Origin of the sequence: Streptomyces sp. NPDC050121 (genome assembly GCF_044460385.1) — a bacterium.
GTDB lineage: Bacteria > Actinomycetota > Actinomycetes > Streptomycetales > Streptomycetaceae > Streptomyces > Streptomyces soliscabiei.
The window spans coordinates 18,297-40,840 of sequence record NZ_JBITJV010000015.1; the positions used below are offsets into that span (position 1 = coordinate 18,297).

At 68.6% G+C, this 22,544-nt stretch carries 18 protein-coding genes and 6 pseudogenes; 6 read left to right on the top strand and 18 right to left on the bottom strand.

All coding sequences use genetic code 11. The annotated features are described in order from the left end of the window. Positions 1–914: 914 nt before the first annotated feature. From ACIBTS_RS23150 to ACIBTS_RS23160, 3 genes are read right to left on the bottom strand one after another with little or no spacing between them, the layout of a single operon-like run. Positions 915–1,601 (bottom strand): GntR family transcriptional regulator, encoded by a 687-nt coding sequence (locus tag ACIBTS_RS23150; protein ID WP_399321768.1) that lies wholly within the window; start codon positions 1,599–1,601, stop codon positions 915–917. Between the two features lie 34 nt (positions 1,602–1,635). Then, a complete protein-coding gene (locus ACIBTS_RS23155) occupies positions 1,636–2,376 on the bottom strand; it encodes an aspartate/glutamate racemase family protein (protein ID WP_399321769.1) in 741 nt (246 codons plus the stop codon). After that, entirely contained in the window at positions 2,373–3,716 is a 1,344-nt protein-coding gene (locus ACIBTS_RS23160; RefSeq protein WP_399321771.1) for a dicarboxylate/amino acid:cation symporter, read from the bottom strand. The genes ACIBTS_RS23155 and ACIBTS_RS23160 overlap by 4 nt, the downstream gene beginning before the upstream one ends. A 135-nt stretch (positions 3,717–3,851) precedes the next feature. Between ACIBTS_RS23160 and ACIBTS_RS23165 the strand changes: the two genes are divergently transcribed. Beyond that, complete coding sequence (locus ACIBTS_RS23165) at positions 3,852–5,276, top strand: aspartate ammonia-lyase (protein ID WP_399321772.1); 1,425 nt, start codon at positions 3,852–3,854, stop codon at positions 5,274–5,276. Between the two features lie 455 nt (positions 5,277–5,731). Beyond that, positions 5,732–6,564 (top strand): annotated as a pseudogene (locus ACIBTS_RS23170) (PIG-L family deacetylase). A 561-nt stretch (positions 6,565–7,125) separates the two neighbouring features. Here the strand turns inward: ACIBTS_RS23170 and ACIBTS_RS23175 are convergent. From ACIBTS_RS23175 to ACIBTS_RS23200, 6 genes and pseudogenes are all read right to left on the bottom strand, one after another. Further along, positions 7,126–7,374 carry a hypothetical protein gene (locus ACIBTS_RS23175; protein ID WP_399321774.1) on the bottom strand — a complete coding sequence of 83 codons (249 nt, stop codon included), beginning with the start codon at positions 7,372–7,374 and terminating at the stop codon, positions 7,126–7,128. 193 nt (positions 7,375–7,567) lie between these two features. Beyond that, positions 7,568–7,768, bottom strand: a complete 201-nt coding sequence (locus ACIBTS_RS23180) for a hypothetical protein (RefSeq protein ID WP_399321775.1) — start codon at positions 7,766–7,768, stop codon at positions 7,568–7,570. Positions 7,769–7,937: 169 nt separating this feature from the next. Beyond that, a complete protein-coding gene (locus tag ACIBTS_RS23185; protein ID WP_399321777.1) occupies positions 7,938–8,336 on the bottom strand; it encodes a PIN domain-containing protein in 399 nt (132 codons plus the stop codon). Next, positions 8,333–8,614, bottom strand: a complete 282-nt coding sequence (locus tag ACIBTS_RS23190) for a hypothetical protein (protein WP_399321779.1) — start codon at positions 8,612–8,614, stop codon at positions 8,333–8,335. Before ACIBTS_RS23190 ends, ACIBTS_RS23185 begins: the two co-directional genes overlap by 4 nt. 500 nt (positions 8,615–9,114) lie before the next feature. Beyond that, a pseudogene (locus tag ACIBTS_RS23195) lies at positions 9,115–9,614 on the bottom strand (tyrosine-type recombinase/integrase); the annotation flags it as partial. A gap of 93 nt (positions 9,615–9,707) precedes the next feature. Then, positions 9,708–10,076, bottom strand: coding sequence for a hypothetical protein (locus tag ACIBTS_RS23200; RefSeq protein WP_399321781.1), 369 nt, complete (start codon positions 10,074–10,076; stop codon positions 9,708–9,710). 243 nt (positions 10,077–10,319) lie between these two features. Here ACIBTS_RS23200 and ACIBTS_RS23205 point away from each other — a divergent pair. Next, positions 10,320–10,592 (top strand): annotated as a pseudogene (locus tag ACIBTS_RS23205) (transposase); the annotation flags it as partial. A gap of 674 nt (positions 10,593–11,266) precedes the next feature. Here the strand turns inward: ACIBTS_RS23205 and ACIBTS_RS23210 are convergent. The 4 genes and pseudogenes from ACIBTS_RS23210 to ACIBTS_RS23225 form a co-directional block, all read right to left on the bottom strand. Next, positions 11,267–11,613 (bottom strand): annotated as a pseudogene (locus ACIBTS_RS23210) (DUF2797 domain-containing protein); the annotation flags it as partial. Between the two features lie 25 nt (positions 11,614–11,638). Further along, positions 11,639–12,997 (bottom strand): annotated as a pseudogene (locus ACIBTS_RS23215) (cryptochrome/photolyase family protein); the annotation flags it as partial. A 16-nt stretch (positions 12,998–13,013) separates the two neighbouring features. Further along, positions 13,014–14,540, bottom strand: a complete 1,527-nt coding sequence (locus ACIBTS_RS23220) for an SDR family oxidoreductase (protein WP_399321782.1) — start codon at positions 14,538–14,540, stop codon at positions 13,014–13,016. Between the two features lie 317 nt (positions 14,541–14,857). Next, positions 14,858–15,904 carry a saccharopine dehydrogenase family protein gene (locus ACIBTS_RS23225; RefSeq protein ID WP_399321783.1) on the bottom strand — a complete coding sequence of 349 codons (1,047 nt, stop codon included), beginning with the start codon at positions 15,902–15,904 and terminating at the stop codon, positions 14,858–14,860. A gap of 128 nt (positions 15,905–16,032) precedes the next feature. On the opposite strand from ACIBTS_RS23225, the gene ACIBTS_RS23230 reads away from it, so the two are divergent. After that, the gene (locus ACIBTS_RS23230; protein WP_399321785.1) at positions 16,033–17,010 is read left to right on the top strand and encodes a helix-turn-helix domain-containing protein; all 978 of its coding nucleotides are present in this window, start codon (positions 16,033–16,035) and stop codon (positions 17,008–17,010) included. Positions 17,011–17,088: 78 nt separating this feature from the next. Here ACIBTS_RS23230 and ACIBTS_RS23235 read toward each other — a convergent pair whose 3' ends face one another. Both ACIBTS_RS23235 and ACIBTS_RS23240 read right to left on the bottom strand, forming a co-directional pair. Continuing rightward, a complete protein-coding gene (locus tag ACIBTS_RS23235) occupies positions 17,089–17,319 on the bottom strand; it encodes a hypothetical protein (protein ID WP_399321786.1) in 231 nt (76 codons plus the stop codon). Positions 17,320–17,467: 148 nt separating this feature from the next. Beyond that, positions 17,468–18,427: a LysR family transcriptional regulator gene (locus ACIBTS_RS23240; RefSeq protein WP_399321787.1), complete on the bottom strand. Its 960-nt coding sequence runs from the start codon at positions 18,425–18,427 to the stop codon at positions 17,468–17,470. Positions 18,428–18,553: 126 nt separating this feature from the next. Between ACIBTS_RS23240 and ACIBTS_RS23245 the strand changes: the two genes are divergently transcribed. Further along, complete coding sequence (locus tag ACIBTS_RS23245; RefSeq protein WP_399321994.1) at positions 18,554–19,474, top strand: zinc-binding dehydrogenase; 921 nt, start codon at positions 18,554–18,556, stop codon at positions 19,472–19,474. 80 nt (positions 19,475–19,554) lie between these two features. After that, positions 19,555–19,989 (top strand): nuclear transport factor 2 family protein, encoded by a 435-nt coding sequence (locus ACIBTS_RS23250; RefSeq protein WP_399321789.1) that lies wholly within the window; start codon positions 19,555–19,557, stop codon positions 19,987–19,989. Between the two features lie 11 nt (positions 19,990–20,000). On the opposite strand, the pseudogene xerC reads toward ACIBTS_RS23250, so the two are convergent. The 3 genes and pseudogenes from xerC to ACIBTS_RS23265 form a co-directional block, all read right to left on the bottom strand. Then, a pseudogene (gene xerC / locus ACIBTS_RS23255) lies at positions 20,001–20,402 on the bottom strand (tyrosine recombinase XerC); the annotation flags it as partial. Positions 20,403–20,587: 185 nt separating this feature from the next. After that, positions 20,588–21,700: an HTTM domain-containing protein gene (locus tag ACIBTS_RS23260; RefSeq protein WP_399321791.1), complete on the bottom strand. Its 1,113-nt coding sequence runs from the start codon at positions 21,698–21,700 to the stop codon at positions 20,588–20,590. Continuing rightward, positions 21,690–22,379 (bottom strand): DUF5819 family protein, encoded by a 690-nt coding sequence (locus tag ACIBTS_RS23265; protein ID WP_399321793.1) that lies wholly within the window; start codon positions 22,377–22,379, stop codon positions 21,690–21,692. The genes ACIBTS_RS23260 and ACIBTS_RS23265 overlap by 11 nt, the downstream gene beginning before the upstream one ends. Between the last annotated feature and the right edge of the window lie 165 nt (positions 22,380–22,544).

Consider the following 22,544-nt stretch of genomic DNA (forward strand, 5'->3'; position numbering starts at 1 on the left):
GACGAGTGTTGCTTCCCCTGCAGATCATGTCGGCGGCGGAGGCGAGCGGAGCTCGGCGGGCGCCCCCCTGCGGCGCGGGCGCCCGCCGTACGCCCTCCGCTCACGACGGCGGGCCCGGCTGACGGCCGCCCTGCTGGGGCGGTGCCGCGGCGGGCTGACCGGCAAGATCCACTTATCCGCCAACCGGCGCTGCCGACCGATGGCCCTCCTTCTGTCCGCCGGGCAGGCCGCCGACAGCCCCACTTCATGCGCAGCCGGGTCCCGTGTCCGAGTACGACGATGGCCTCGCAGCCATGACCGCCGATCTCGATGCCGATGCCGATCCCGAGGCGCGGCGCCGCCGCCTCTCGGGAGATTTCTGGCTCGCTCACGGCATCCCGGCACTTCCCGAGCCGAACGGACTCGACTTTCTCCTCGACCGAGCACCCGGAGGGACCGCGGACGCCTGCGGAGCACCACCAAGGCGGTGATTCAGGCGGCAGTGGCCGGACTGCACATCGCCGAGTTGGAAGCAAGGAGAGCGCAGCCCAGCCCTTCTGATGGCACCGAGGTGAGTGGTTGCCGATTACATCTGCAAGGTCATTCGTCCAGCTTGCACAAGGTCGATATCTGGGACAGCTCCCACGAGCCCGATGGTGCAGCCGAACGGCAGAAGTCGAGGCCGTGCCCAATCCGTGCCCGTAAGAGCGGACGGCCACGGTCAACAGCGGTGCCATCAGGCCCGGGAACGACGCCAGCACGGTGAATCCTCGCAGGTCGGCAGGCATATGGCAGTGGAAGCGCCCTCGCTTCCCAAGCTGAGAGCGCGAGTTCGATTCTCGTCACCCGCTCCATGCGAAACCCCCAGGTCAGGGACCCGGGGGTTCTTTGTTGTCCAGACAGCCCGGCGGCCACCTCGCGTCGGCGTCGGTGTTTCAGCCGGTCGCTGGTTCGGCCAACTGGTTGGTGTCGAACAGCTCGTTGATGTGTCCGCCGAGTTCGGACCAGTGGCGTCCGGAGAGTTCGGCGGCGGCGCGGGCGTCGCCGCCGGCGCAGACGGCGATGAGTTGGTCGTGGTGTTCGATGGTGTTGCGGCCGCCGAGCAGGGTGGAGAACTTGCGGTAGAGGATGCGGTGGATCTGCGGGTGGAGTTGCTCGACGATCCGGCTGAGCACGGGGTTGTCCGCGGCCGTGATGGGGACGGCGTGGAAGCGGTCGTCGGCGGCGAGTGCGGCGGCGGTGTCCTGGGCGGCGACGGCCCGTTCGAAGTCGCGGTTGGCCTCGCGCATGCCCTGCAGGTCCTCCTCGGTCATGACCGGAACCGCTGTCTCTACGGCGAGTTGGTCGAGGGAGCGCAGAACGGCGAGGGTCTTTGCGACGTCGCGGCGGTTGAGGGTGGTGATACGGGTGTAGACGCCGGGCTTCGCTTCGACCAGGCCGATGTCGGCGAGGCGGGCGAGCGCCTCGCGCACCGGGGTGCGGCTGAGACCGAGGCGCTCGGCGAGCTCACCGTCCTTGACCTTCTCACCGGGAACGAGTTCCCCACGCACGATGGAGTCGCGTAGGCGGTCGAAGACCTCGTCACTGAGGAGGCGGCGGGAGACGGGGCGGTCGAGTGACATATTGCGTACAGTACATCGCTGTTTTCTCGTCCTCTCACTTCTCGTCGTGTCCGGCCGAGCTCGCGGTCGTGGCCCGGCGGACAAGGGCCCGGGCCAGGACAAGCGCCGGGTCGACGAGGGGGACGTCCACAGCGTCGGCGGGCAGGCCGAGCGGAATTTCGGTGCACCCGGCGATGACCGCCTGCGCGCCTTGTTCGGCCAGGCGTCGTGCGGCGCGGGACAGCTGCGTGGTCGTCGTGTCGCCGTGAGTGCCCGCCTTCACCATGCGGATGGCGGTCATGACCTCGTGGTCCTGGCTGGTGGCGTCGGGAAGTACGAGGCGGATGCCGAAGCGGTCCAGCCACTCCTGGTACAGACCGGCCCGGACGGTGCCGGTCGTGGCGAGCAGTCCGGCGGTGTGGATGCGGGGGCTGAGCGTGGTGAGATACCGGGCGACCTCGCCGATCATGTGGACGATGGGCAGGCCGACGTGGTCGGCGATGTGCGGGACGAAGGCGTGGGCCGTGTTGCAGGGGATGGCTATGACGGTGGCGCCGGCTTCGCGCAGGACGCGGCTTCCGTCGAGGAGCCAGGGGGTGGGGTCGGGGCCGTCGCCCAGCAGGGCCTCGGTGCGGTCGGGGATGGTCGGGTCGGACCAGATGACCGTCCGAAGGTGGTCCTGGTCGCTGGAGCCGGGGGTCGTCGAGACGAGCTTGGCGTAGAAGTCGGCCGTGGCTGCCGGGCCCATGCCGCCGAGGATGCCGATGATCTCAGTGGTGGGAGCAGGGGTGGTCACTGTGCGGGTTCCTTGTGGAGGGCCGTGGCCTCGGGCTCGGCCGGGGTGCGGGGGGTTTCGCGGCTGCCCCGTTTGGCTTCGCGCCGGTTCTCGGAGCTGTCGACGACGGCGGCGGCGAGCGAGTTGCCGATGACGTTCACGCCGGTGCGGGCCATGTCGACGATGAAGTCGACGCCGAGGAGCAGGGCGATGCCTTCGGCGGGCAGGCCGATGGAGTTCCCCGCGGCGATGAGGACGACGATCGAGGCGGAGGCGACGCCGGCCATGCCCTTGGAGAGGATCACCAGCACGCCGACCATGAGCAGCAGCGCGGGCAGGGAGGTGTCCGCGCCGTAGGCGTTGGCGAGGAAGACCAGCGCGGCCGCCTGATAGAGGACGGAGCCGTCGGTGTTGAAGGAGTAGCCGAGGGGGACGACGAAGGAGGTCGTGGAGCGGCTGAGGCCGAATGCTTCGAGCTTGCCCATCAGAGGGGCCAGGACTGATTCGGAGCTGCGGGTGACGAAGGCGATCCCGGCCAGCCCGGCGATCGACTTCAGCAACTCGACGTAGCGGATGCGGTAGATCGCGGCGATGAGCGGGAAGAGCACGCCGATGACGATGGCCAGGCCCGCGTAGACCACGGCGATGAAGCCCAGCAGGCTGCGCAGGTTGGCGAAGCCGTAGTGGGCGACGTCGTACGAGATGAAGCCGAGCACGCCCAGCGGCGCGACCCGGATGACGTAGCCGACGACCTTGAACATCACCGCGGCGACGGACTCCAGGACCGAAGCGAAGGGCTCGGACTTCTCCCCGATCGCGGCCATCGCCACGCCCACGAGGAGGGCGAAGACGATCGCGCCGAGCAGGTTGCCCTCACTGAACGCGCCGAAGATGTTCTTCGGTACGGCGTGCAGTACCAGCGCGTGGAAGTCGATGCCCTGGCTCAGACCGTCCAGGTCCTTGGCGTCGGCACCGTGGACGGGGGCGCCCTTGCCGATCCCCGTGAGCTTGGCCAGCCCCACCGCGATCAGCAGGACGACGGTGGTGACGATCTCGAAGTAGAGGATGGCCTTGCCGGCTATCCGGCCGACCTTCTTGACCGACTCCATGCGGGCGATGCCCAGCACGATGAGCGGGAAGACCAGGGGCAGGACGACGACCTGCACCAGGTTCAGGAACACGTCTCCGAGGATCTTCATCTGCTCGCCCGCGGACGGGGCGAGAGATCCGATGAGGGCGCCGAGGCCGACGGCGATGACCGACTGGACCCCGATCGGCAGACGGAAACAGCGCCGCCACCACCCCGGGAGGCGGGTCGATGGGGTGTCTGTGCCAGTGGGGAGGGGGTGAGCGGGGCTCATGAAGGCTCCTGCCATATGCAATATATTGCGTTCTGTGTGTTGGTCGGCAACACTGAGGCCGGACGCGGTGGCCTGTCAAGGGGTCCCGCACCGGAACCCCGGCTTACGTCCGGCGGCAGTGACGAGGAGCAGCAGATGGCGCAGGCCACACGCATCGAGCACGATCTGGTCGGAGACAAGGAGGTGCCCGCCGACGCCTACTACGGCGTGCACACCGTGCGGGCCGTGGAGAACTTCACGATCACCCGGTCGACCATCGCCCAGTTCCCCGACCTGATCGCCGCACTGGCCACGGTGAAACAGGCGGCCGCCCAGGCCAACCGCGACCTCGGCCTGCTCTCCCCGGACATCGCCGGAGCGATCATCGGCGCATGCGAGGAGATCCGCGCCGGACGGTTCACCGAGCAGTTCGTCGTCGACCCCGTCCAGGGCGGGGCCGGCACCTCCACGAACATGAACGCCAACGAGGTCATCGCCAACCGTGCCCTGGAGGCCCTCGGTCACCCCCGCGGCCGCTACGACGTGATCCACCCCCTCGACCACGTCAACCTCGGCCAGAGCACCAACGACGTCTACCCCACCGCCGTACGCCTGGCCCTGGTCACCTCACTGCGCCGGCTCGGCGACTCGCTGGGGGCGCTGGCCACGGCGTTCACCGAGAAGGCGACGGAGTTCGGCGACGTGTTGAAGATGGGCCGCACCCAGCTCCAGGACGCCGTCCCCATGACGCTGGGCCAGGAATTCACCACCTACGCCGTCATGATCGAGGAGGACCGCCAGCGCCTCACCGAGGCCGCCGCACTACTGCTGGAGTGCAACCTCGGCGGCACCGCGATCGGCACCGGCATCAACGGCCACCCCCGCTACGCCGAACTCGCCTGCGCGTATCTCGCCGAGCTCAGCGGCGAACCCGTCCGGCCCGCGGGCGACTTCATCGAGGCCACTCAGGACTGCGGGGCGTTCGTCCAGCTCTCCGGCGTCCTCAAGCGCGTCGCCGTGAAACTCTCCAAGACCTGCAACGATCTGCGCCTGACCTCGTCCGGCCCCACCGCCGGACTCGGCGAGATCAACCTGCCGCCGGTGCAGGCGGGTTCGTCGATCATGCCCGGCAAGGTCAACCCGGTCATCCCCGAAGTCGTCAACCAAGTGGCTTTCGAGGTCATCGGCAACGACCTGACCGTCACGATGGCCGCCGAAGCCGGACAGCTCCAGCTCAACGCCTTCGAACCCGTCATCGCCTACAGCCTGCTGCGCTCCCTGACCCACCTGCGCGCCGCCTGCGACACCCTCGCCACCCGCTGCGTCCCCGGCATCACCGCCAACCGCGATCACCTCCACGACAGCGTCCACCGCTCCATCGGACTGGTCACCGCGCTCGCCCCGCACATCGGTTACGCCGCCAGCACCACCCTCGCCCGTCAGGCCCTGGCCACCGGCCGCGCCGTCAGGGACCTCGCCGCCGAGGCCGGCTTGCTCACCGCCGACCAACTGGACACGCTCCTGCGGCCCGAGAACCTCACCGGGCACTCTGCCCGACCCTCGACGGCAGCTGCTCCGTAACGCGTACCCGGCACTGCGAAGTGGTGCCGGGCAGGTCAGAGTCATGGAGCCCGTCCGAGCGCCGTCGCTTCCCAAGCTGGTTGTCCATACCGGTGCCGAGGCCGCGCACCACAACCGCACCACACGGCTCGTCCGCGGATGCGTTTCACCGTCGGCGCCGAGGTACGCCGCTGTCGCCACGGCGAACAACGCCCGGTCGATCCGCCGTCGCGTTACAACAGCGACGTCACGCCTGTACCTCGTTCGCGTTGAAACGCCGACGCCTGGAAGGCCAAGCGGCCGCGCCGGGAACAGCCGGTCCGGTCGGCACGGTTGCATCGACCGAGGGACCCGCGCCGCACGGGCAGGGAACACGGAGACCAGAGGGTCGTCCACCCCACCGGGATCCGAGCCCCAGGAGCGGCACGCCCGCCGCGCAGTCGGGCCAAGACGTATTTCTGCAGGAGGACTGTTTCTTGACTGACCGGCCCTTGACGCTCATGGCAGTACACGCCCACCCCGACGACGAGGCCACCGGAACCGGAGGGGTCCTCGCGCGGTACGCGGCGGAAGGCATCCGCACGGTTCTCGTGACGTGTACCGACGGCGGTTGCGGTGACGGACCGGGGGGTGTCAAACCGGGCGATCCCGGGCATGATCCTGCGGCGGTCGCCCTGATGCGTCGTCAGGACTCGAGGCTAGCCGTGACATCCTGAAGATCAGCGATCTGGAGATGCTGGACTATGCCGACTCCGGGATGATGGGCTGGCCGAGCAACGAGGCCCCCGGATCCTTCTGGCAGACCCCCGTGGAGGAAGGCGCGACCCGACTCGCGGAACTCATCCGGCACTACCGACCTGATGTGGTGGTCACCTACGACGAGAACGGCTTCTACGGCCATCCCGATCACATCCAGGCCCACCGCATCACGATGGCAGCGCTGGAGATGACCGAGCTGACACCGAAGGTGTACTGGACCACGATGCCCCGCTCGGGGATGCAGCGTTTCGGCGAGATCATGCGCGAGTTTCATCCGGACATGCCGGAGCCGGATCCCGCCGAGGCCGCCGCGCTGGCCGAGATCGGCCTCCCCGACGATGAGATCACCACGTGGGTGGACACCACCGCGTTCAGCGGTCAGAAGTTCGACGCGCTGGCCGCGCACGCCCGTCAGGACGAGAACATCTTCTTCCTCAAGATGGGCAAGGAGAGGTTCGGCGAGTTGATGGGCACGGAGACCTTCGTACGCGTCCAGGACGCCACCGGCGCAGCCGTCCCCGAGGACGATCTCTTCGCCGGCCTGCGCTGATCCACCTATCCGGAGCGGAGCTCGGGAAAGCTCATCGGCCGCACGGCGCGATCGAGCGCGTCACACACCCGGAGACTTATCCACGCGGGTTCCGCTCCGTCAGCCCGCGACCAGGTCGGCAGGCCCTCGCCGACGGCGTACGCCTGCCCGCACTGCCGACTCGGAAGGCGCGCGACAGCTCAGGTCTCGGGCGTACGTCATGGCCTTCACGCACCCGGATGACCTGCACCTCCTCGCAGACCCTCTCCACAATGCCGGCCCGCTCCCTCATCTCGGAGGTGTCCACTCCGAGCAGGACCGCGTTGCAGGGGCCTGCTCCGAGCCATCTCCGTCCCGCGTTGTTCGGCCACCGCTGGGACCCGCTCCGTGTGCTCCCGCAACCTCGCCTTTGCGGCCCAGCGCTCATTCCCAGAGCTCGACGGTTCGTCAGCCACCAGAAGGAGCCCTCCACGCCTCCAAGCCGACTCCGTGCCCATAGCGTGCCCAAAAGACCGGTAAACCACGGTCGACTACGGTGCGATCGTGCGCTCTCGGCACCACGCCAGAGTACGTACGTCCAGGTCAGAGGCTATCCGGCTCTGCAAGCGCCGTCGCTTCCCAAGCTGAGAGCGCGAGTTCGATTCTCGTCACCCGCTCCATGAAGAAGGCCCAGGTCAGAAGCCCGGGCCTTTTTGCTGTCCGACGCGACCAGTTGTCGCCCTCCTTGAGCGTCGCGCCGGTGCGCGTCGACAAGGTGTGTCCGCTGTGGCGAGGGTCGTACAACCGAAAGCCCTCGGGCATGCCGACGAAAACACGGGTCCTGCGCCACATACGTCCGAAGGTGCTCCGACGGATCGGTGCATCCTCCTCCCTGAGGACGCCGAGGGCTCGCTCCGCTCACCGCCCGGCCCAGTCCCTGGCCGGGCCAGCAGCGTGGCCGAGCCCAGTAGGGGTGCGGCGACACATGCGCGTGCCTGATCGGTCGGCGCACCCACCATCGTGGCTGACCTTTGTCGGCTGCTGTTCAGACCTGGGCCCGCCGTACGCCGGTGCACGCGATCAGCCTGATGCCGTCTTCGGTCAGAAACAACATGAACGTCCAGGAGCTATCGGCAGCCCTGATCTGACCCAGGCGAACTAGCCGTTGATGTCGACCGAGCAGTTCCACGGCGCGGGCTAGGTTCTTGGTTTCGATGCCCGGCGACGCGTGTGCCGCAGTCAGCATCCATATGATCGTCGCTTGGTTTCACCGGTGCCGACGTGGGGCGCGTCATGAGGACCTCTTCCAAGCGCTCGCCCTGAAGCAGAGCATGACGACAGGCGGGAACAACCAGCACGGTCAACTTCAGGACGATCTCCGCACAGCAAGCACCGTGTACACAAATCGCTTCGGCTCAGACCTTCTCCGAACTCACTCGTGGGTGCTCGGTAGTGAGCAGGGCGATGTCTTCTACATCGGAAGTCAGGATCGTCACCCGGCCGGGATGCTGCAGGGCGGTCGCGCACAGCATGGCGTCGATAGCGTACTTGTGGCCGTGCAGCCCCGCTGCACGCAGCAAAGCAGCAGCGGATTGCGCGACGGCCTGGGTCACTGGCTCGACACTCAGACGGGACAGGGTCCACTTCAGTGCGGATTCGTTGATCTTCGGGTGGATCACCTCGACCAGTACCGCCGCCGAGGTGATCACGGGCAGGTCCGCGTCGCGAGCAGCCGTCAGCCACTCATGGATCTCCCGATCACGCTGAACGGCCTTTGCCAGACCCTCGCTGTCCAGGACCAGGGCACCGCTCACGCGGCCGCCCCAGCATTTGAAGCGCCGCCGGTGAGCCGGGCGCGCTTGGCCGCCACGGCCTCGGGGTCGGCCGGGCCATGCACCCTGTCGAAGTCCGCGATCAGCTCGTCCAGATTGTCCCGATCGATCTGCCGCTGGGCCGCCTTCTCCAGGTACGCCGATACGCCCCGCTTCCCGACCCGCTCACGGATCGCCTGCAGAGTTCCGGCGGTCAGGGTGACGGAGATACCGCTGGTGGGGCCGTCGCCGGGCAGGAAGTCAACGTCGTCATCAGCCACCCCCCCAGTATGCCATTGAAAATGGCATACTGGGGCCAAGTGCACCACAAGGCTCTCACCAGATGAGGGAGCAACCGAGTGCCGGAGGTTCGTGGGTGCTACGCAGCCGCAACGCCCCCCCTCGACAACTGGCCCCTGCACCGGGCGGACCGCGACCGGTTGTCCTCTCAGTGGCGCCGGTCTCCCCCCTCTGGGATTCCGTGCCCTCCGCGTGCCCGTAAGAGCGGAAAGCCACGGTCAACAGCGGTGCAATCCGACGCACACGACCACTCCGAGATCCGAGTATTCGTGCTGGTCAGAGGCATGCAGCCGGTGCAAGCGCCGTCGCTTCCCAAGCTGAGAGCGCGAGTTCGATTCTCGTCACCCGCTCCATGAAGAAGGCCCAGGTCAGTGACCCGGGCCTTTTGTTGTGCGTCGTGATCAGTCCTCGCGTGCCAGATTCGTGCCAGAAGGTTGATCGTCGGGGTCGGCGGTGGGCTGTTCTGGCACGGCCGCATTTCCTAACGTGCCTTCCGCACGGTGGCGTCGAGGCCGACTGCAACTTCCTGCTGTCGGTCGTCGTCGGAGTGCTGGTAGATCAGCGCGGCTTTCTCGGAGGACTGGCCGGCGCGGACCATCGTGTCCTTGAGGGTGGCACCGGATCGGGTGGACAGGGTGTGTCCGGTGTGGCGGAGGTCGTAGAACCGAAAGCCCTCGGGCATGCCGACGATCTCCCGCGCCTTCCGCCACTTCCGGCCAAAGGTGCTGCGCCGGAACGGTGCCCCCTTCTCCCCCACGAAGAGCAACCCGTCAGGGCCCGACTCGGCGTACGACTCCAGGTGCCAGCGGAGCTCCCGGCGGAGGAACGCGGGAAGAATCACAGTCCGCGTCCTGCCTCGCTCTTGGTGTCGCCCTGGACCCGTCGCCCGTTCATCCGCTCCGGCTCGGCAAGGCGGACACGGATCCTGAGGTTGTCGAGGTCGACGTCCCGGCGCCGGAGGCCGGCCAGCTCTTCCGGCTTTCGCCTGGTGAATTTGCCAAAACTCACCAGGCGAAAGCCGTCTATCCCGTTCATTTAATTTCCGTCGACGAGCGAGCGAAAATTAGGCTAGCGTCAGCACTTCCAGACGCCTGTGACGTTGTCGAAGATGCTCTTGTCGAACTTCTTGTGGCTCTTCGTGCCAGCAGCGACCGTGACGCAGTTTGACATGTGGTTCTCCTGGTTCTTGGTGTCGAAGAACTCCACGCGGTACTTCACGCTGTGGTTGCAATGGTTGTTGTAGTAGACGGTGACGGAATTGTTCCCGGGCGTGTACGACGTGTTGAAGCGGTTCACCGTCGGGTTGTTGTCGCAGCCCCACGAGGTGTGCACCGCGCCGCTTGCCAGCGGAGTAGCAGAGGCCCCAGCCTGCGGCGCGGCGTAGGCAGTGCTCCCGAGCATGGGCAGAGCCAGCACCGCAAGAGCCGTGACCTTGGCACTCATACGAACAGCATTCATTGCGAAATTACCCCCTGGGAAAAGACTACTTGCACCTGCGCTTTTCGGTCGAGGTGAACTCTCGCACGTAAAGTAGAACGTCAGCAATCCGCTTGAGCCAAACTTGAGGTGTCGATTTTCGTGGCCTGATTGTGTGCGAAATTCTCGCGATATAGCCCGTCGGCCTAGTCTGACGGTGAAGGGCATCAATCCCCCCAATCGTCCCGATTGCCCCTAGGTGTACTGTCCATGGAGTATTTGCGGTGCGCGTCCTACGTGGTGAGGCGGTCGTTGACTCCGGTATGGGGGCGGGGAACATGGAGTTGGATCGTTCCCGACGGGCTGTGGGAGATCGCGAAGCCGCTGATCCCGCTGTCGAGGTTGCGGCCGCAGGGCGGCGGGACACAGGACACGCCTGATGAGACGCCGTTCGCAGCGATCGTCTACGTGCTGGTGTCCGGTTGCGCCTGGCGGGCATTGCCGCCGTGCTTCGGCATATCGAAGTCGACCGGGCACCGCCGCTTGAAAAGGCCAAGGAGCGTCTCCGCGCCGATCTGTACGTGGGAGCCGACGGCACCAGGCAAGGACATAGCCGACGCGCCACAAGCGCACCAGATAGAGCGGGGAACAGCGGGGAACCACGGTGAAAGCGACCAGGGGCGATGTGACCTAGTGTCGGGCGAACGCCCAGTTCAGCAGCCCTACCCGCCCCAAATGCTCGCAGCTTCCCAAGCTGAGAGCGCGAGTTCGATTCTCGTCACCCGCTCCACGTGAAACCCCGAGGTTCAGAGACCCGGGGGTTCTTTGTTGTCTAGACCGGTGGGCGGGGCGCGCACCATAACCGCACCACAGGGACTCGGCTAGCTTCCGGTGGACTTCTCCTTGTGCTGCGCGGGGCTCTCGCTCCGCTGCTTGTGCTGCTTCGCACGCTCGGCGCGGACCATGTCGTCGAGGCCGGCGGCTACGTCTCGTGGCCGCTCCTCGTCAGAGTGCTGATAGATGAGCGCGGCCTTCTCGGATGACTGCCCCGCGCGCACCATCGTGTCCTTGAGGGTGGCGCCCGAACGGGTCGAGAGCGTGTGTCCGGTGTGACGAAGGTCGTAGAAGCGCAGGCCGTCCGGGAGGCCGGCGGCGGCGCGGGCACGTCGCCACGTCCGGCCGAAGGAAGTACGCCGGAAGGCAGCTCCCTCCGACCCGCCGGACAGACCGAACGGCCCGAGGTGGTCAACCGGTTGGCAGGGCTCCCGGGCCAGCGAGTCGGGCCATCCGTCAGTACGACGGCTCGCGCGTGCAACGCCCTCACCTCGGCGGCCCTTTCCGCCGCCGAGACGGGCAGCGCCGCCCGCACCGCCCGTTTCTCGGCGTACGGGATCCGGTCCGGGACTTGGAGGGCGGCCCGCAGCAGTTCCTCGGTGCGCCGGGCCGCCATCAGCGGGCCGGTGCCGAGCCAGGTGAAGTGGACGGCGCCCTGCTCCAGCAGCCTGGCCGGGCCCCGCTCGACCGCCGTGATGCCGACTTTGACCATGCCAGGTGGACGCGGTATAGCGTGCCCATAAGGACACTCGGCGGCCCCGTCGCTCCCTGAACCGGGCGGCGGCCGCGGCGAGATCCACGATCGGGGCGGGGTAGTCCAGGCCCGCACGGGCGGCTGCGTCGAGGTGAGGGACGCGGTGGACCGCCGTGGCGTCGAGGTGGCGGAGCTCGGGGAGCCAGCGGCGTACGTACTCCCCGCGGGGGTCGTACCTGCGTGCCTGGACGAGCGGGTTGAGGAGCCGGTTCGGGCGGGTGTCCGTGCCGGTCCCGGCGACCCATTGCCAGTTGAGCTGGTTGTTCGCCACATCGCCGTCGACAAGGAGGTCCAGGAAGTGGCGGGCTCCCACCCGCCAGTCCACGTACAGCGTCTTGGTGAGAAAGCTCGCCACGAGCAGGCGGGCCCGGCCCGGCATCCAGCCCTCGTGGCGGAGCTGTCGCAGGGCGGCGTCGACGACTGGGTAGCCCGTGCGGCCGTCCCGCCAGGCTTCGAAGTCCTTCGTGGCACGGCGCCAGCAGTCGTGCCGGGGGCGGTAGTCGTGGTCGGCCGCGTCGGGGCGGGCGGCCAGGACCTGGTGATGGAAGTCCCGCCAGGCGAGCTGGCGGACGAAGGCATGCGCACCGGGACCGTCCTGGGTGCGGGCCCGGTGCAGCAGTTCGGTGGGTGAGAGGCAGCCGAAGTGCAGGTAGGGGGAGAGTCGGGAGGTCGCGTCGGCGGCCAGGTCGTCGTGCCGTTCGTCGTATGCGGACAGCGGGCCCGCCAGCCATGACCGCAGCCTGCGGCGGGCCTCGCATTCCCCGCCCGTGGGCAGGCCCGGCGACGTGGAGCCCGACGCGAGGGACTCTGCGCGAGGAAGGCCGGCCGAGCCTACGTCCGGTAGCCGCACGACGTCCGGTGCGGGCAGGACGCCGCGCGCGGGGAAGCTCTCCCATCGGCGGAAGTACGGGGTGAAGACGGCGAAGTGGCCCTTGCCCGCCGGTGTCAGCGCTCCTGGCGGTACGACCGTCAACGAGGCTTCGTGGACGCGTAGTTCGCGTCGGTCGCCGGCCAGCTCCGCGCGCAGCCGGTCCTCCCGCCGTGCCGCGTAGCGGCTCACCCCGCCCGCGATGTGCACCACGGCGGCCCCGGTCTCGGCGGCCACCCGACAGGTCTCCTCGACCACATCGCCCGCGCGCACGACCAGCTGGCCGCCCCGAGCCCGCAGGGCCGCGTCGAGGTCGGCCAGGCTGTCGGCGAGGAACGCCGCGCGGTTGGGCACGGCGAATCCGGTGCGGCGGATGCCGGTGTCGACGACGAAGAGCGGGACCACCCGTTCGGCGTTTTTCAGGGCGGCCTGGAGGACCGGGTTGTCGTGCACCCGCAGGTCGGCGGTGAACAGGGCGACCGAGACGCGCACGGTTCCTCGAGCTCCTTCAGCGGGTACGGGCCGGTTCAGGGGCGGCCGATTCGGCCGCGGCGACGATGTTGCGGGCCATGCCGCCGAAGACCGCGGCATGGAAGGGTGCCACGCCCCACCAGTAGACGTGCCCGGCCAGGCCGCGCGGATGGAACAGGGCCCGCTGCCGGTAGACCGTGCGCCCCTGTGGATCCGGGTCGACGGCCATCTCCAGCCAGGCCAGGCCCGGCAGCCGCATCTCCGCACGCAACCGGAGCAGCCGGCCCGGCTCGATCTCCTCCACCCGCCAGAAGTCCAGGCTGTCGCCGACCCGCAGCCGGATCGCGTCCCGGCGGCCCCGGCGCAGACCGACACCGCCCACCAGGGTGTCCAGCCAGCCGCGCAGGGACCAGGCCAGCGGCGAGGAGTACCAGCCGTTCTCACCGCCGATCGCCTCCACCACCCGCCACAGAGCCTGCGGCGACGCCGCGACCGTACGCTCGCGGTAATCCGTGTAGAGGCTGCCGCCCGCCCAGTCGGGGTCGGTCGGCAGCGGGTCGCTGGGGGCACGGGGAGTCGATGCCGAGGACCACCTGGTGGCCACGTCCGCGTCCCGGACGCGCCGCAGAGCCAGCCGGATCGCCCGGTCGAGGGTGACCAGCCCCTCTGGCGGGTCCGGCACGTACCGGACGATGTCCCGCTCGGCGCAGACCACCTCGTGTTTCAGTGACTCCACCAGGGGGCGCGCGAGAGCGCCCGGCACCGGGGTGACCAGAGAGACCCAGAGGCTGGACAACCGGGGGGTGAGCAGCGGAACGGGCAGGATGACCCGCTTCGGCAGCCCGGCGACGACGGCGTACCGCCGCATCATCTCCTGATACGTGACGATGTCCGGTCCGCCGATGTCGAAGGCGCGGTTCACGTCGTACGGCAGCCTCGCGCATCCCACGAGGTAGCGCAGCACGTCGCGGACGGCGATGGGCTGGATGCGGGTGCGCACCCAGCTGGGGGTCACCATCACGGGGAGCCGCTCGGTCAGGTACCGCAGCATCTCGAAGGATGCCGAACCCGAACCGATGATCACGGCGGCCCGCAGCACGGCGGTGGGCACGCCCGAGGCCAGGAGGATGCGGCCCACTTCGGCGCGGGACCGCAGATGGGGTGACAGTGCGTTCTCGGGTACTCCGGAAGGGCTCAGACCGCCGAGGTAGACGATGCGACGGATTCCGGCGGCACGCGCCTGCTCACCGAAGATCCCGGCCGCGCGCCGGTCGGTCTCCTCGAAACCCCGCCCGGTGTTCAGCGCGTGCACCAGGTAGTACGCGACGTCCATGCCCTCCATGGCCGCGCGTACGGCCCCCTCGTCCGTCACGTCCGCGCGCACCGCCTCCACCTGCCCGGACCACGGATGGTCCCGCAGCTTGCCGGGGGCGCGGGCCAGGCAGCGCACGGAATGCCCGGCGGCCAGCAACTCCGGCACCAGCCTGCCGCCGATGTAACCGGTGGCGCCGGTGACCAGGCAGCGCAGCGGCCGGTCGTCGTCGGTCATGCCGATCGCACGCATGCCGGTCGAGTGCGCCTTGTCCCGCGACGGCCGACGGACCGGGGGGTAGGAAACGTCATGGCTCTCATGTCCTCCCGGGACGTTCCCCTCCGATGTGCTCTGTTCGCTGTTCTCCTGAGCCCATGCTTGGGCCCGAGGACGAGCACCGCAACCTCGCCGGTCCCGGCCGGAGGGTGTGCCCACAGGGTCGGCGCCCGCCCGGGTGCCAACCGTGTGGGGCGTATCCGTGATCACGGTCATCACGCGGCAGTTCCGGAGCCCGCCTCGCGGCGGCCCGCGACGCGGGCCTCAGCCGTGGACGGCGCGCACTCCGACGGTCAGCACGCTGTCTGCTGCTGAAGCAGTTCGAATGAGATGTACGGGGACAGTGCACGGAGGAAGTCGGGCGCATCGAAGATCTCGCCGGCGGAGGCGACACCGACCGTGCGCGTCTGGCCGGTGAGGATGCGGTGCACCGCCTCCACCGCGAGCGGTGCGCTGACAGCGTAGATGTCCCGGCCGCTTGCCACAGCGCGCCGTTCGGTGCCGCCGGAGCGTACGACGACGTCAACGAGGAAAGTCTGGTCGGACCGCCCGTTCTCATCGGCCGCGGTCGGCGCCGGTGTGTCCGGGGCCGAGAGGTCCCTGGCCGCTTCGGTCGCCATGTGGGTGCGGACCTCGGGGATGGAGAGATGGCTGGGGATGGTGACCACGTCGGCCATCGTGAACTCCCCGACGACCTCCCGCATGCCCATCGGCTCGGGGAAGGGCCACTTCAGGAGCGCCGGAGCGTCGTCGTGGTACTCCAACCGCCCGTCCGTGTAGCGAACACGCCGGCCGCCTCGACGCTCGCCGGAGACCGCACCAGCGGTGCGTGTCCCGGGGGTCGGGTGCCAACTGCTCAGTCCGTACGCGATGCTCGCCTCGTCGGCCGCCGTCCAGTCCCCCATCGCGGCGGTGGCCAGCAGGTCGCCGAGGCCGCCGTAGAAGGCCATCGCAGGGACGACCACCGCTCCCGCCGCACGGGCGCGGTCCGCGAAGTGCGTGAACGTGTCGAGGTTGGCCTCGATCTCGGCCGCCACATCGACGTACGGGATCCCGGCGCGCAGCGCCGCCTCGATCACGGGAGCGGCTGTCACGGCGAAGGGCCCGGCACAGTTGATCACAGCGTCCGCACCATCCAGGGCACGTTCGAGCGAGGCAGGGTCGTCGACCGACGCCGGCCGGACCTCGAGTCCGGGGGCGGATGCCGCCAGCGCCCGCAGCTTGCCGGCGTCGCGGCCGGAGAGAACCGGAACGAATCCGCGCTCCCGCAGCCGTGCCACCACAAAGCGTCCGGTGTGTCCGTACGCACCGAACACCGTCACCGTCTGTCCCGATCCCATGGGCTCTCCCCCGTGCTCGAATGATCTGCTTGATCTGCTTGATCTGCTTGATCTGCTACGAACATCCTGGCGAGGTCGGTCGCCTCAGCGTGAGTGTCCGGAACGACGCGCCCCGTACACTTTCGGACATGGGTACTGTCGCGCTGGCCGTCACCAAGGGGATGCTGCACTTCGAACTGTCCATGGCGTACGAGGTGTTCGGCTCCCCTCCGGTCGGCGTGACCGTCCCCTGGTACGACGTCGAGGTCTGCGGGCCGGACGCCGTGCGGCTCGGCCGGTTCCGGCTGCAGCCCGACCAGGGGCTCGACCGGCTCCGGCATGCCGACACCGTGATCGTCCCCGGCTGGGCGGACACCGACGAGGACCCGCCCGCCGATCTCGTCGGCGCTGTGCGTGCGGCCCACGAGGCAGGTGCACGCGTGGCCTCCCTGTGCACGGGCGCCTTCGTGCTGGCCGCCGCCGGCCTGCTGGACGGCAGGCGCGCGACCACGCACTGGGCGCATACCGAGGCCCTGGCCGCCCTGTACCCGCGGGTGGAGGTCGATCCGGACGTGCTCTACGTGGACAACGGCAGCGTGCTCACCTCCGCCGGCAAGGCCGCCGCGATGGACCTGTGCCTGCATCTCGTCCGCCTCGACCACGGTTCGTCCGTCGCCAACGCCGTCGCCCGCCGCCTGGTTGTGCCGCCGCATCGGGCGGGCGGACAGGCGCAGTTCGTAGCCGCTCCGGTGCCCGCCCGTGACGACCACCCGCTCGCCGCGCTGTTTCCCTGGGCGATCGAACGCCTCGACCACCCGCTCACCGTGGAGGACCTGGCACGCCAGGCACGGATGAGCTCGCGCCAACTGGGCCGCCACTTCAGGGCCGTGACCGGCACCACTCCGCTGCAGTGGCTGCTGACCCAACGGATCCGCCGCGCCCAGGAGTTGCTGGAGACCACCGACGACGGTGTCGACGCCATCGCGACAGCCACCGGCATGGGCACCGCCACGACACTGCGCCGACACTTCAACCGCACGGTCGGTGTGCCTCCGGACACCTACCGCCGAACCTTCCGCTCACGGCCCCGGACCGACTCGAATGACGACCGGCAACGCCAAGGCTGACGGTGCCCCAGCCTGGGGACACCTTGCGTACCTCGCAGTCGAGGAAACAGCCCTCGATCTGGAAAGAGGGGTGAAGCGTCACCGTCCTGCCGGACGATGGATGGCTGCGGCCGACCGCTCATGCCCTGATGCGGTGGCCGTCGCGATCCCGGTGTCCAACTGGTCACGCAGCGACGGCGGGGCGATGGAGGCCACCACGAACAGCAGGGGGACGGCCTTCAGGAACGTCTGGGCGGCGAGCCGGGTCGCCGAGTCGAGCACGTTCACCGAGATCAGGTGCGACAGCAGGCGCCCCGCTCCCGCCGCCATGTCCGGCGTGGCGGACGGTCCGGGCGCATTCCTCCGGTCCCTGCCCCTGGATGCATGCTGCCAGGGTGCGGCCGCTGCGGCCGCCTGGCCCCCCGGCACGAGTACGGTGCAGGGCCGAACGGGTGAACGAACCATGCCCGAACAGTGCTCAGAGGGCCTGCCGAACCGTAAGTTTCGGATGGTCGATGTCGGGGAGCCAGTCACGCTGCGGCGTGTAGTCCAGCCAGCGTCGGCTACGGCCGGCCTCGGTGAAGCCTCGTAGCAAGGTGTCGAGCAAGGGATGGCGGGAGGACTCGCGCCAGGCCAGCGACCACGCATACAGCGGTGTCGGCTCGACGAGCGGTATGCAGCGCAGGCGCGTGTGGTCCGGCAGCGGCGCGTCGGCGGGGAAGAGGGTGAAGCCGTCGGGTTCGGTGCGGAGGTGCTGCACAAGGTGGTCCAGGCCCAGATTGGGGCCATCGTGCCGCCGGGTGATCCGGAATTCGTCGGCGAAGCGGCGCAGGAAGTCCAGCCGACTCAGTTCGGCCGGGCACCACAACACGCTGTCGCGCAGGTCCGCCGGGCGCAGTGCGTGGGCGTCGGCCAGCGGGTGAGAGGGGCTGACCACCGCATCGACGGGTTCCAGCCGCACCAGCCGCTGGGTGAGTCCTGCCTCCCGGCCGTCGGGCAGTGGGTGCACCCGGCCGAATCCCAGGTCCGTGTCTCCGCGCAGCAACGCCCCCGCGACTGACGACCAGTCACGTCCTGGGCTCGGCTCCCACCGTACCGGGCCGAGCTCCTGAACCGCGTCGGCAACAGTGCGCATCGGCGCGTACAGATGCCCCCAGGTGTCGATCCGTACGACCGAGCCGGCGCCCGTCACCGCCGCGATCGCGCGCTCGCCCGCCACCAGCGCCTCACGCGCGGCCGGCAGGAACCGCTCCCCCGCCTCGCTCAGCCGGGTGCCGCCCTGGCGCTCGAACAACCGCACCGCCAGCAGCTTCTCCAGCCGCGCGATGCGCTTGGACAGCGCCTGCTGGCTGGTGTTCAGCTCGGCGGCGGCCCGCCCGAAGTGCAGCGTCCGGGCGGTCGCGACAAAAGCCCGGACCAGCGCGAGGTCGAGGTCCATGCTGCTGACCATATGCGACAACCCCAAGTTGTCGGCCAGGCAGCTTCGTTGTTGGCAGAGCCGCCCCTCCACCGGGTCGGATGGTCCCAGAAGACACCACCGCGGACCACCGAGGAGATGACCACGATGAAGGCCTTCATGCCGACCGGAGATCCCGCCGATCCGGTCGTGCTCGCCGATGTCCCAGAGCCGACACCACGCCCCAACGAGGCTCTGGTGAAGGTCGAAGCGTTCTCGGTCAACCGGGGTGAGACGTTCAAGCTGGAAAAGCCCGCCTCCGGCGATCGCCCGGGCAAGGACATCGCGGGGCTGGTGGTGCAGCCGGCCGCCGACGGCAGCGGACCGTCCGGAGTCACCCGAGTCGTCGGCCACCCGATGGCAGGCGGCTGGGCGGAGTACGTCGCCGTGCCGACCGACGCACTCGCCGAACTGCCGTACGACGTCTCCGTACTCCAGGGCGCGGCGCTGCCGCTGGCCGGGCTCACCGCGCTGCGGCTGCTGCGCGCTGCCGGACCGGTGCTGGGGCGGCGGATTCTGCTGACCGGTGCCTCCGGAGGCGTGGGCCACTTCGTCACCGAACTCGCGGCCGCCGCCGGGGCCCAGGTCACCGCCGTGACCAGGAACGCCGATCGCGGCGCCCGGCTGTCCGAACTCGGCGCCGCCGAAATCGTCCACGACGTCACCGCCGCCAGGGGCCCTTACGACATCGTGCTGGAGTCGACCGGCGGACCGGCCCTCTCCCTCGCGCTCGCCCAACTCGCCAGGCGCGGCACGCTGATCTGGTTCGGTCAGGCGAGCCGCACACCGGCGACGCTCGACTTCTTCGACTTCTTCACCGGACCCGAATCGGCTGTCCTCCGCCATTTCCACTACCTCGACGCGGACAGCCGCCTCGACGACGACCTGACGGCACTCGTCCGGCTGACCGCCGAAGGCCGCCTGCACCCCGAGATCGGCCGTGTCACGGACTGGGCCGACACCGCGACCACCCTCACCGACCTGCGCGACCGCCGCATCCGGGGCAAGGCCGTCCTCACCCTGTCCTGACCCGCGCCGGAACGGCCGGACGCAAGAACTCAAGAACCCAAGAACAAGCGAACGCAAGAACTCACCGAAGGAGTACGACCATGACCACCAACGACCCCAGGGCCGTCGTCATCCGCTACGTCGAGGCCGTCCGCGACGGCGACGCCGACGTCATCCTCGACAGCTTCCGCGAGGACGCGACCTGGCACTACCCGGGCGACCTGCCCGTCTCCAAGGTGTGGCGGGGCCGCGACGAGATCGTCAACGAGTTCCTCGGCAACATGGGGACGGTCTTCGTCCCCGGCACCATGAAGATCGAACTGGTCAGCACGATCGCCGAGGGCGACCGCGTGGTGGCCGAATGGACCTCCAAGGCCACGACCGTGTACGGCGGCACCTACGACAACCGCTGCATCGGCATCTACACGGTCCGCGACGGCAGGATCGCCTCCGTCATCGAATACGCCGACACCAGGCACGTGGCCGCAGCCCTCTTCCCGGGTGCCGACGCCCACCGTCCCGCCGGCACCGAGTGATCGCCGGTCGGCTCCTCGGGACGCATCGGGCCGTACGCGCCGAGGTAGACCATGAGCCGCCAGCGGATACCGATCGCTTCGGCGAGGTCGTCGACCTGGGCGACGGTGACGATACGACGCTCGGCAGCCGACTCCTTGCCCGCGCCCTTGATGCGGCAGGGATTGCGGCTGATCAGTTCGTCGTCAACGGCCGTTTCGAGGACGCTCTTGAGGAAGCGGTACGCCTTGGCAACCGCCGTCTTCGCTCCGGTGGTCCGAAGTCGCTCAGCCCGCCATTCACGGGCCCGGGGAGCGGTGATCTCGTCCAGGTCGAGGTCACCGAACGTCGGGAGGATGTGGACCCGGAGGTGGTGCTTGTACAGGTCTACCGTCCGAACAGCCAACTCCCGTTCCTCAACCCACTTCTCGGCGTGGATACGGCGTGCCAAAGCAGCGCCACCCCAAAGCCGCTACGCCGACCTTCGAGCCCATTGTGCAGCTCGCTATGGCAGCACGCGAAGATGATCATCAGTGGGGACAGTCGCCGGGGGAAGTGTCGTGATATGAAGCTCATCAGCAGCACGCTTCCCCACCTTGCCGGCTGCCGAATAGCGCGTACTTACCAGTCTCTTAGTGATGCGCCGCCGGGCCCGCTTTGCGCAGGTACGATTCCGGATTTTGCCGCTCGTCCGGGGGCCGGACGCCAGCTGTCCGTCCGCCGCATCGCCTGTCGACAGAGGCGGGACAGGGAGGTGTAGAAGCGGTCGGGAAGGAACACGGCGTCCGCAACGATCATCGCGCCGGAGAAGAGAGGCAGCCCCATGAGCACCGCGATGCCGATGTGCATGCCCAGCAGCATGGCGAGAACGGGGTACTTGAGCCTGCCGAAGAGCACGAACGGGAAGGCCACCTGCAGGAGCACGGTCAGGTAGCCGGCGATCGCGACCACGAGCGTGCGCTCGTCCACGAAGTGGGAGAGCGCGGGCCAGGGCCGGAAGAGTTCGAGGTTCAGGGCATAGTGCAGCGCGGTGCCACCGCTCCAGGAAGGTCCCTGGACCTTGTACAGGCCGGCTGATCCGTAGAGGAAGCAGACCTGTGCCGCGATGACGAACATGCCGCAGTTGTGCACCACCGTGACCAAGGTGGTTCGAGCATCACGGAGTTGCCTCGCGAAGGGGCTCCTCGACCGTTCCGGCACGCTGCCCGCACGAACCGTCTTCAACTTGTATCTGCGCGCGTCCAGGGACCAGCGCCGGCCGCAGGCCGTGAGGACGAGGTAGAGGGCCATCAGCAGGACCAAATTGTCGCCCCCGTCCGTCATGAAGATCGCCCTGGCATGGAACGAGGTCACTACAACGGCGAACAGGATGGACAGGACGCGGGTCCGCCAGCCCAGCATGAACAGCGCGGCCGTGACGAGGGCCAGCACATAGCAGAGTTCGAAGTAGATGCGGCTGTCGGACAGCGTCAGGATGCTGAACCAGCCCGTCTGCTCGAAGAGCTGACGCGCCAAGGCCGGCGTCCACGCGGAGCCGGGACCCCAGATCTCGGCACGGTGCGGGAACTCGCGTAGCAGAAGAAGCAGGTAGAGCAGTCCGTAGCCGATGCGCAGCACCGATGCGGCGTACAAGGACACCGGGCGGCCGGTCAGGAGATCCCCTACTGCGTTGATCCGGGCGGCGATCCACCGGTCGGCGCCGGCCGACGCGGTCTTCTGCGCCTCATTTTCCATGGCGGGTCACCTTCCACCAGGGCAGGAGCCGGTTCTCGACCGGCGTCGGCGGGCGCTTGCCGGCAGCGGGGCCGGGCGCGTCGACGGGCAGGGTGAGGACGCGGAGCTGAATGAAGTCGAAGGTGCCGCTGTTGTGGGCGGCGACGCGGTCCACGGCGATGTTGGTCAGATACTTCTGCATCATCAAGGCGCGTTCCGTACGTGCTTTGTCGTCTCCTCCGTGCGTGTCGACGTAGCCGGTCCAGGCACGGCGCAGCATGTTCTGCGCTGTGTGGCTCGGGAACGGCTGATGTTCGACCGCGGAATTGTCCACGGCGGTCAGGTCGAACCAGGGACTCACCTGAACCGATCCGTCGGAGCCGGGGTGCGCGGTTCTCGCCAGAATCTGCCGGTTGATGGATTCGGGGTCCGGAGCGAAGAGCCGCCAGTTCTGTTCGAAGAGGGGGTACACCCATGCGTTGATCAGCGGGCCGTATCGCTTGGAGACGGTGTTGGTCGGTGCCACGTGAAGGAATACGAAAATCACGTGAACAACGCTCGTCGCCAAGCACAGGACCACGGCGGCGCACAGTCCGGACTTCAGTGCCCGGACGCCCCTCCGCGACTTCCCCGGCGCGGCCGTGGCGTCAGGGCGCTTCCGCGTGGGTGGACCGGAGTCGGACTGCTGGATTTCCTCCACGCCCGCTGTGTCAATTCCGCTCGACACCGCCTACCTGTCTTTCTGTCTTTCTCATCAACTGCTCGCGCATGGCTTTTTCGCTGACTGCCACCGACGGCGCGAGGCGGACTCGGTGTGAATTCCGCCGCGCGCCGTCATCCGGTGAGCGGACTGAGCGAAGTGCGA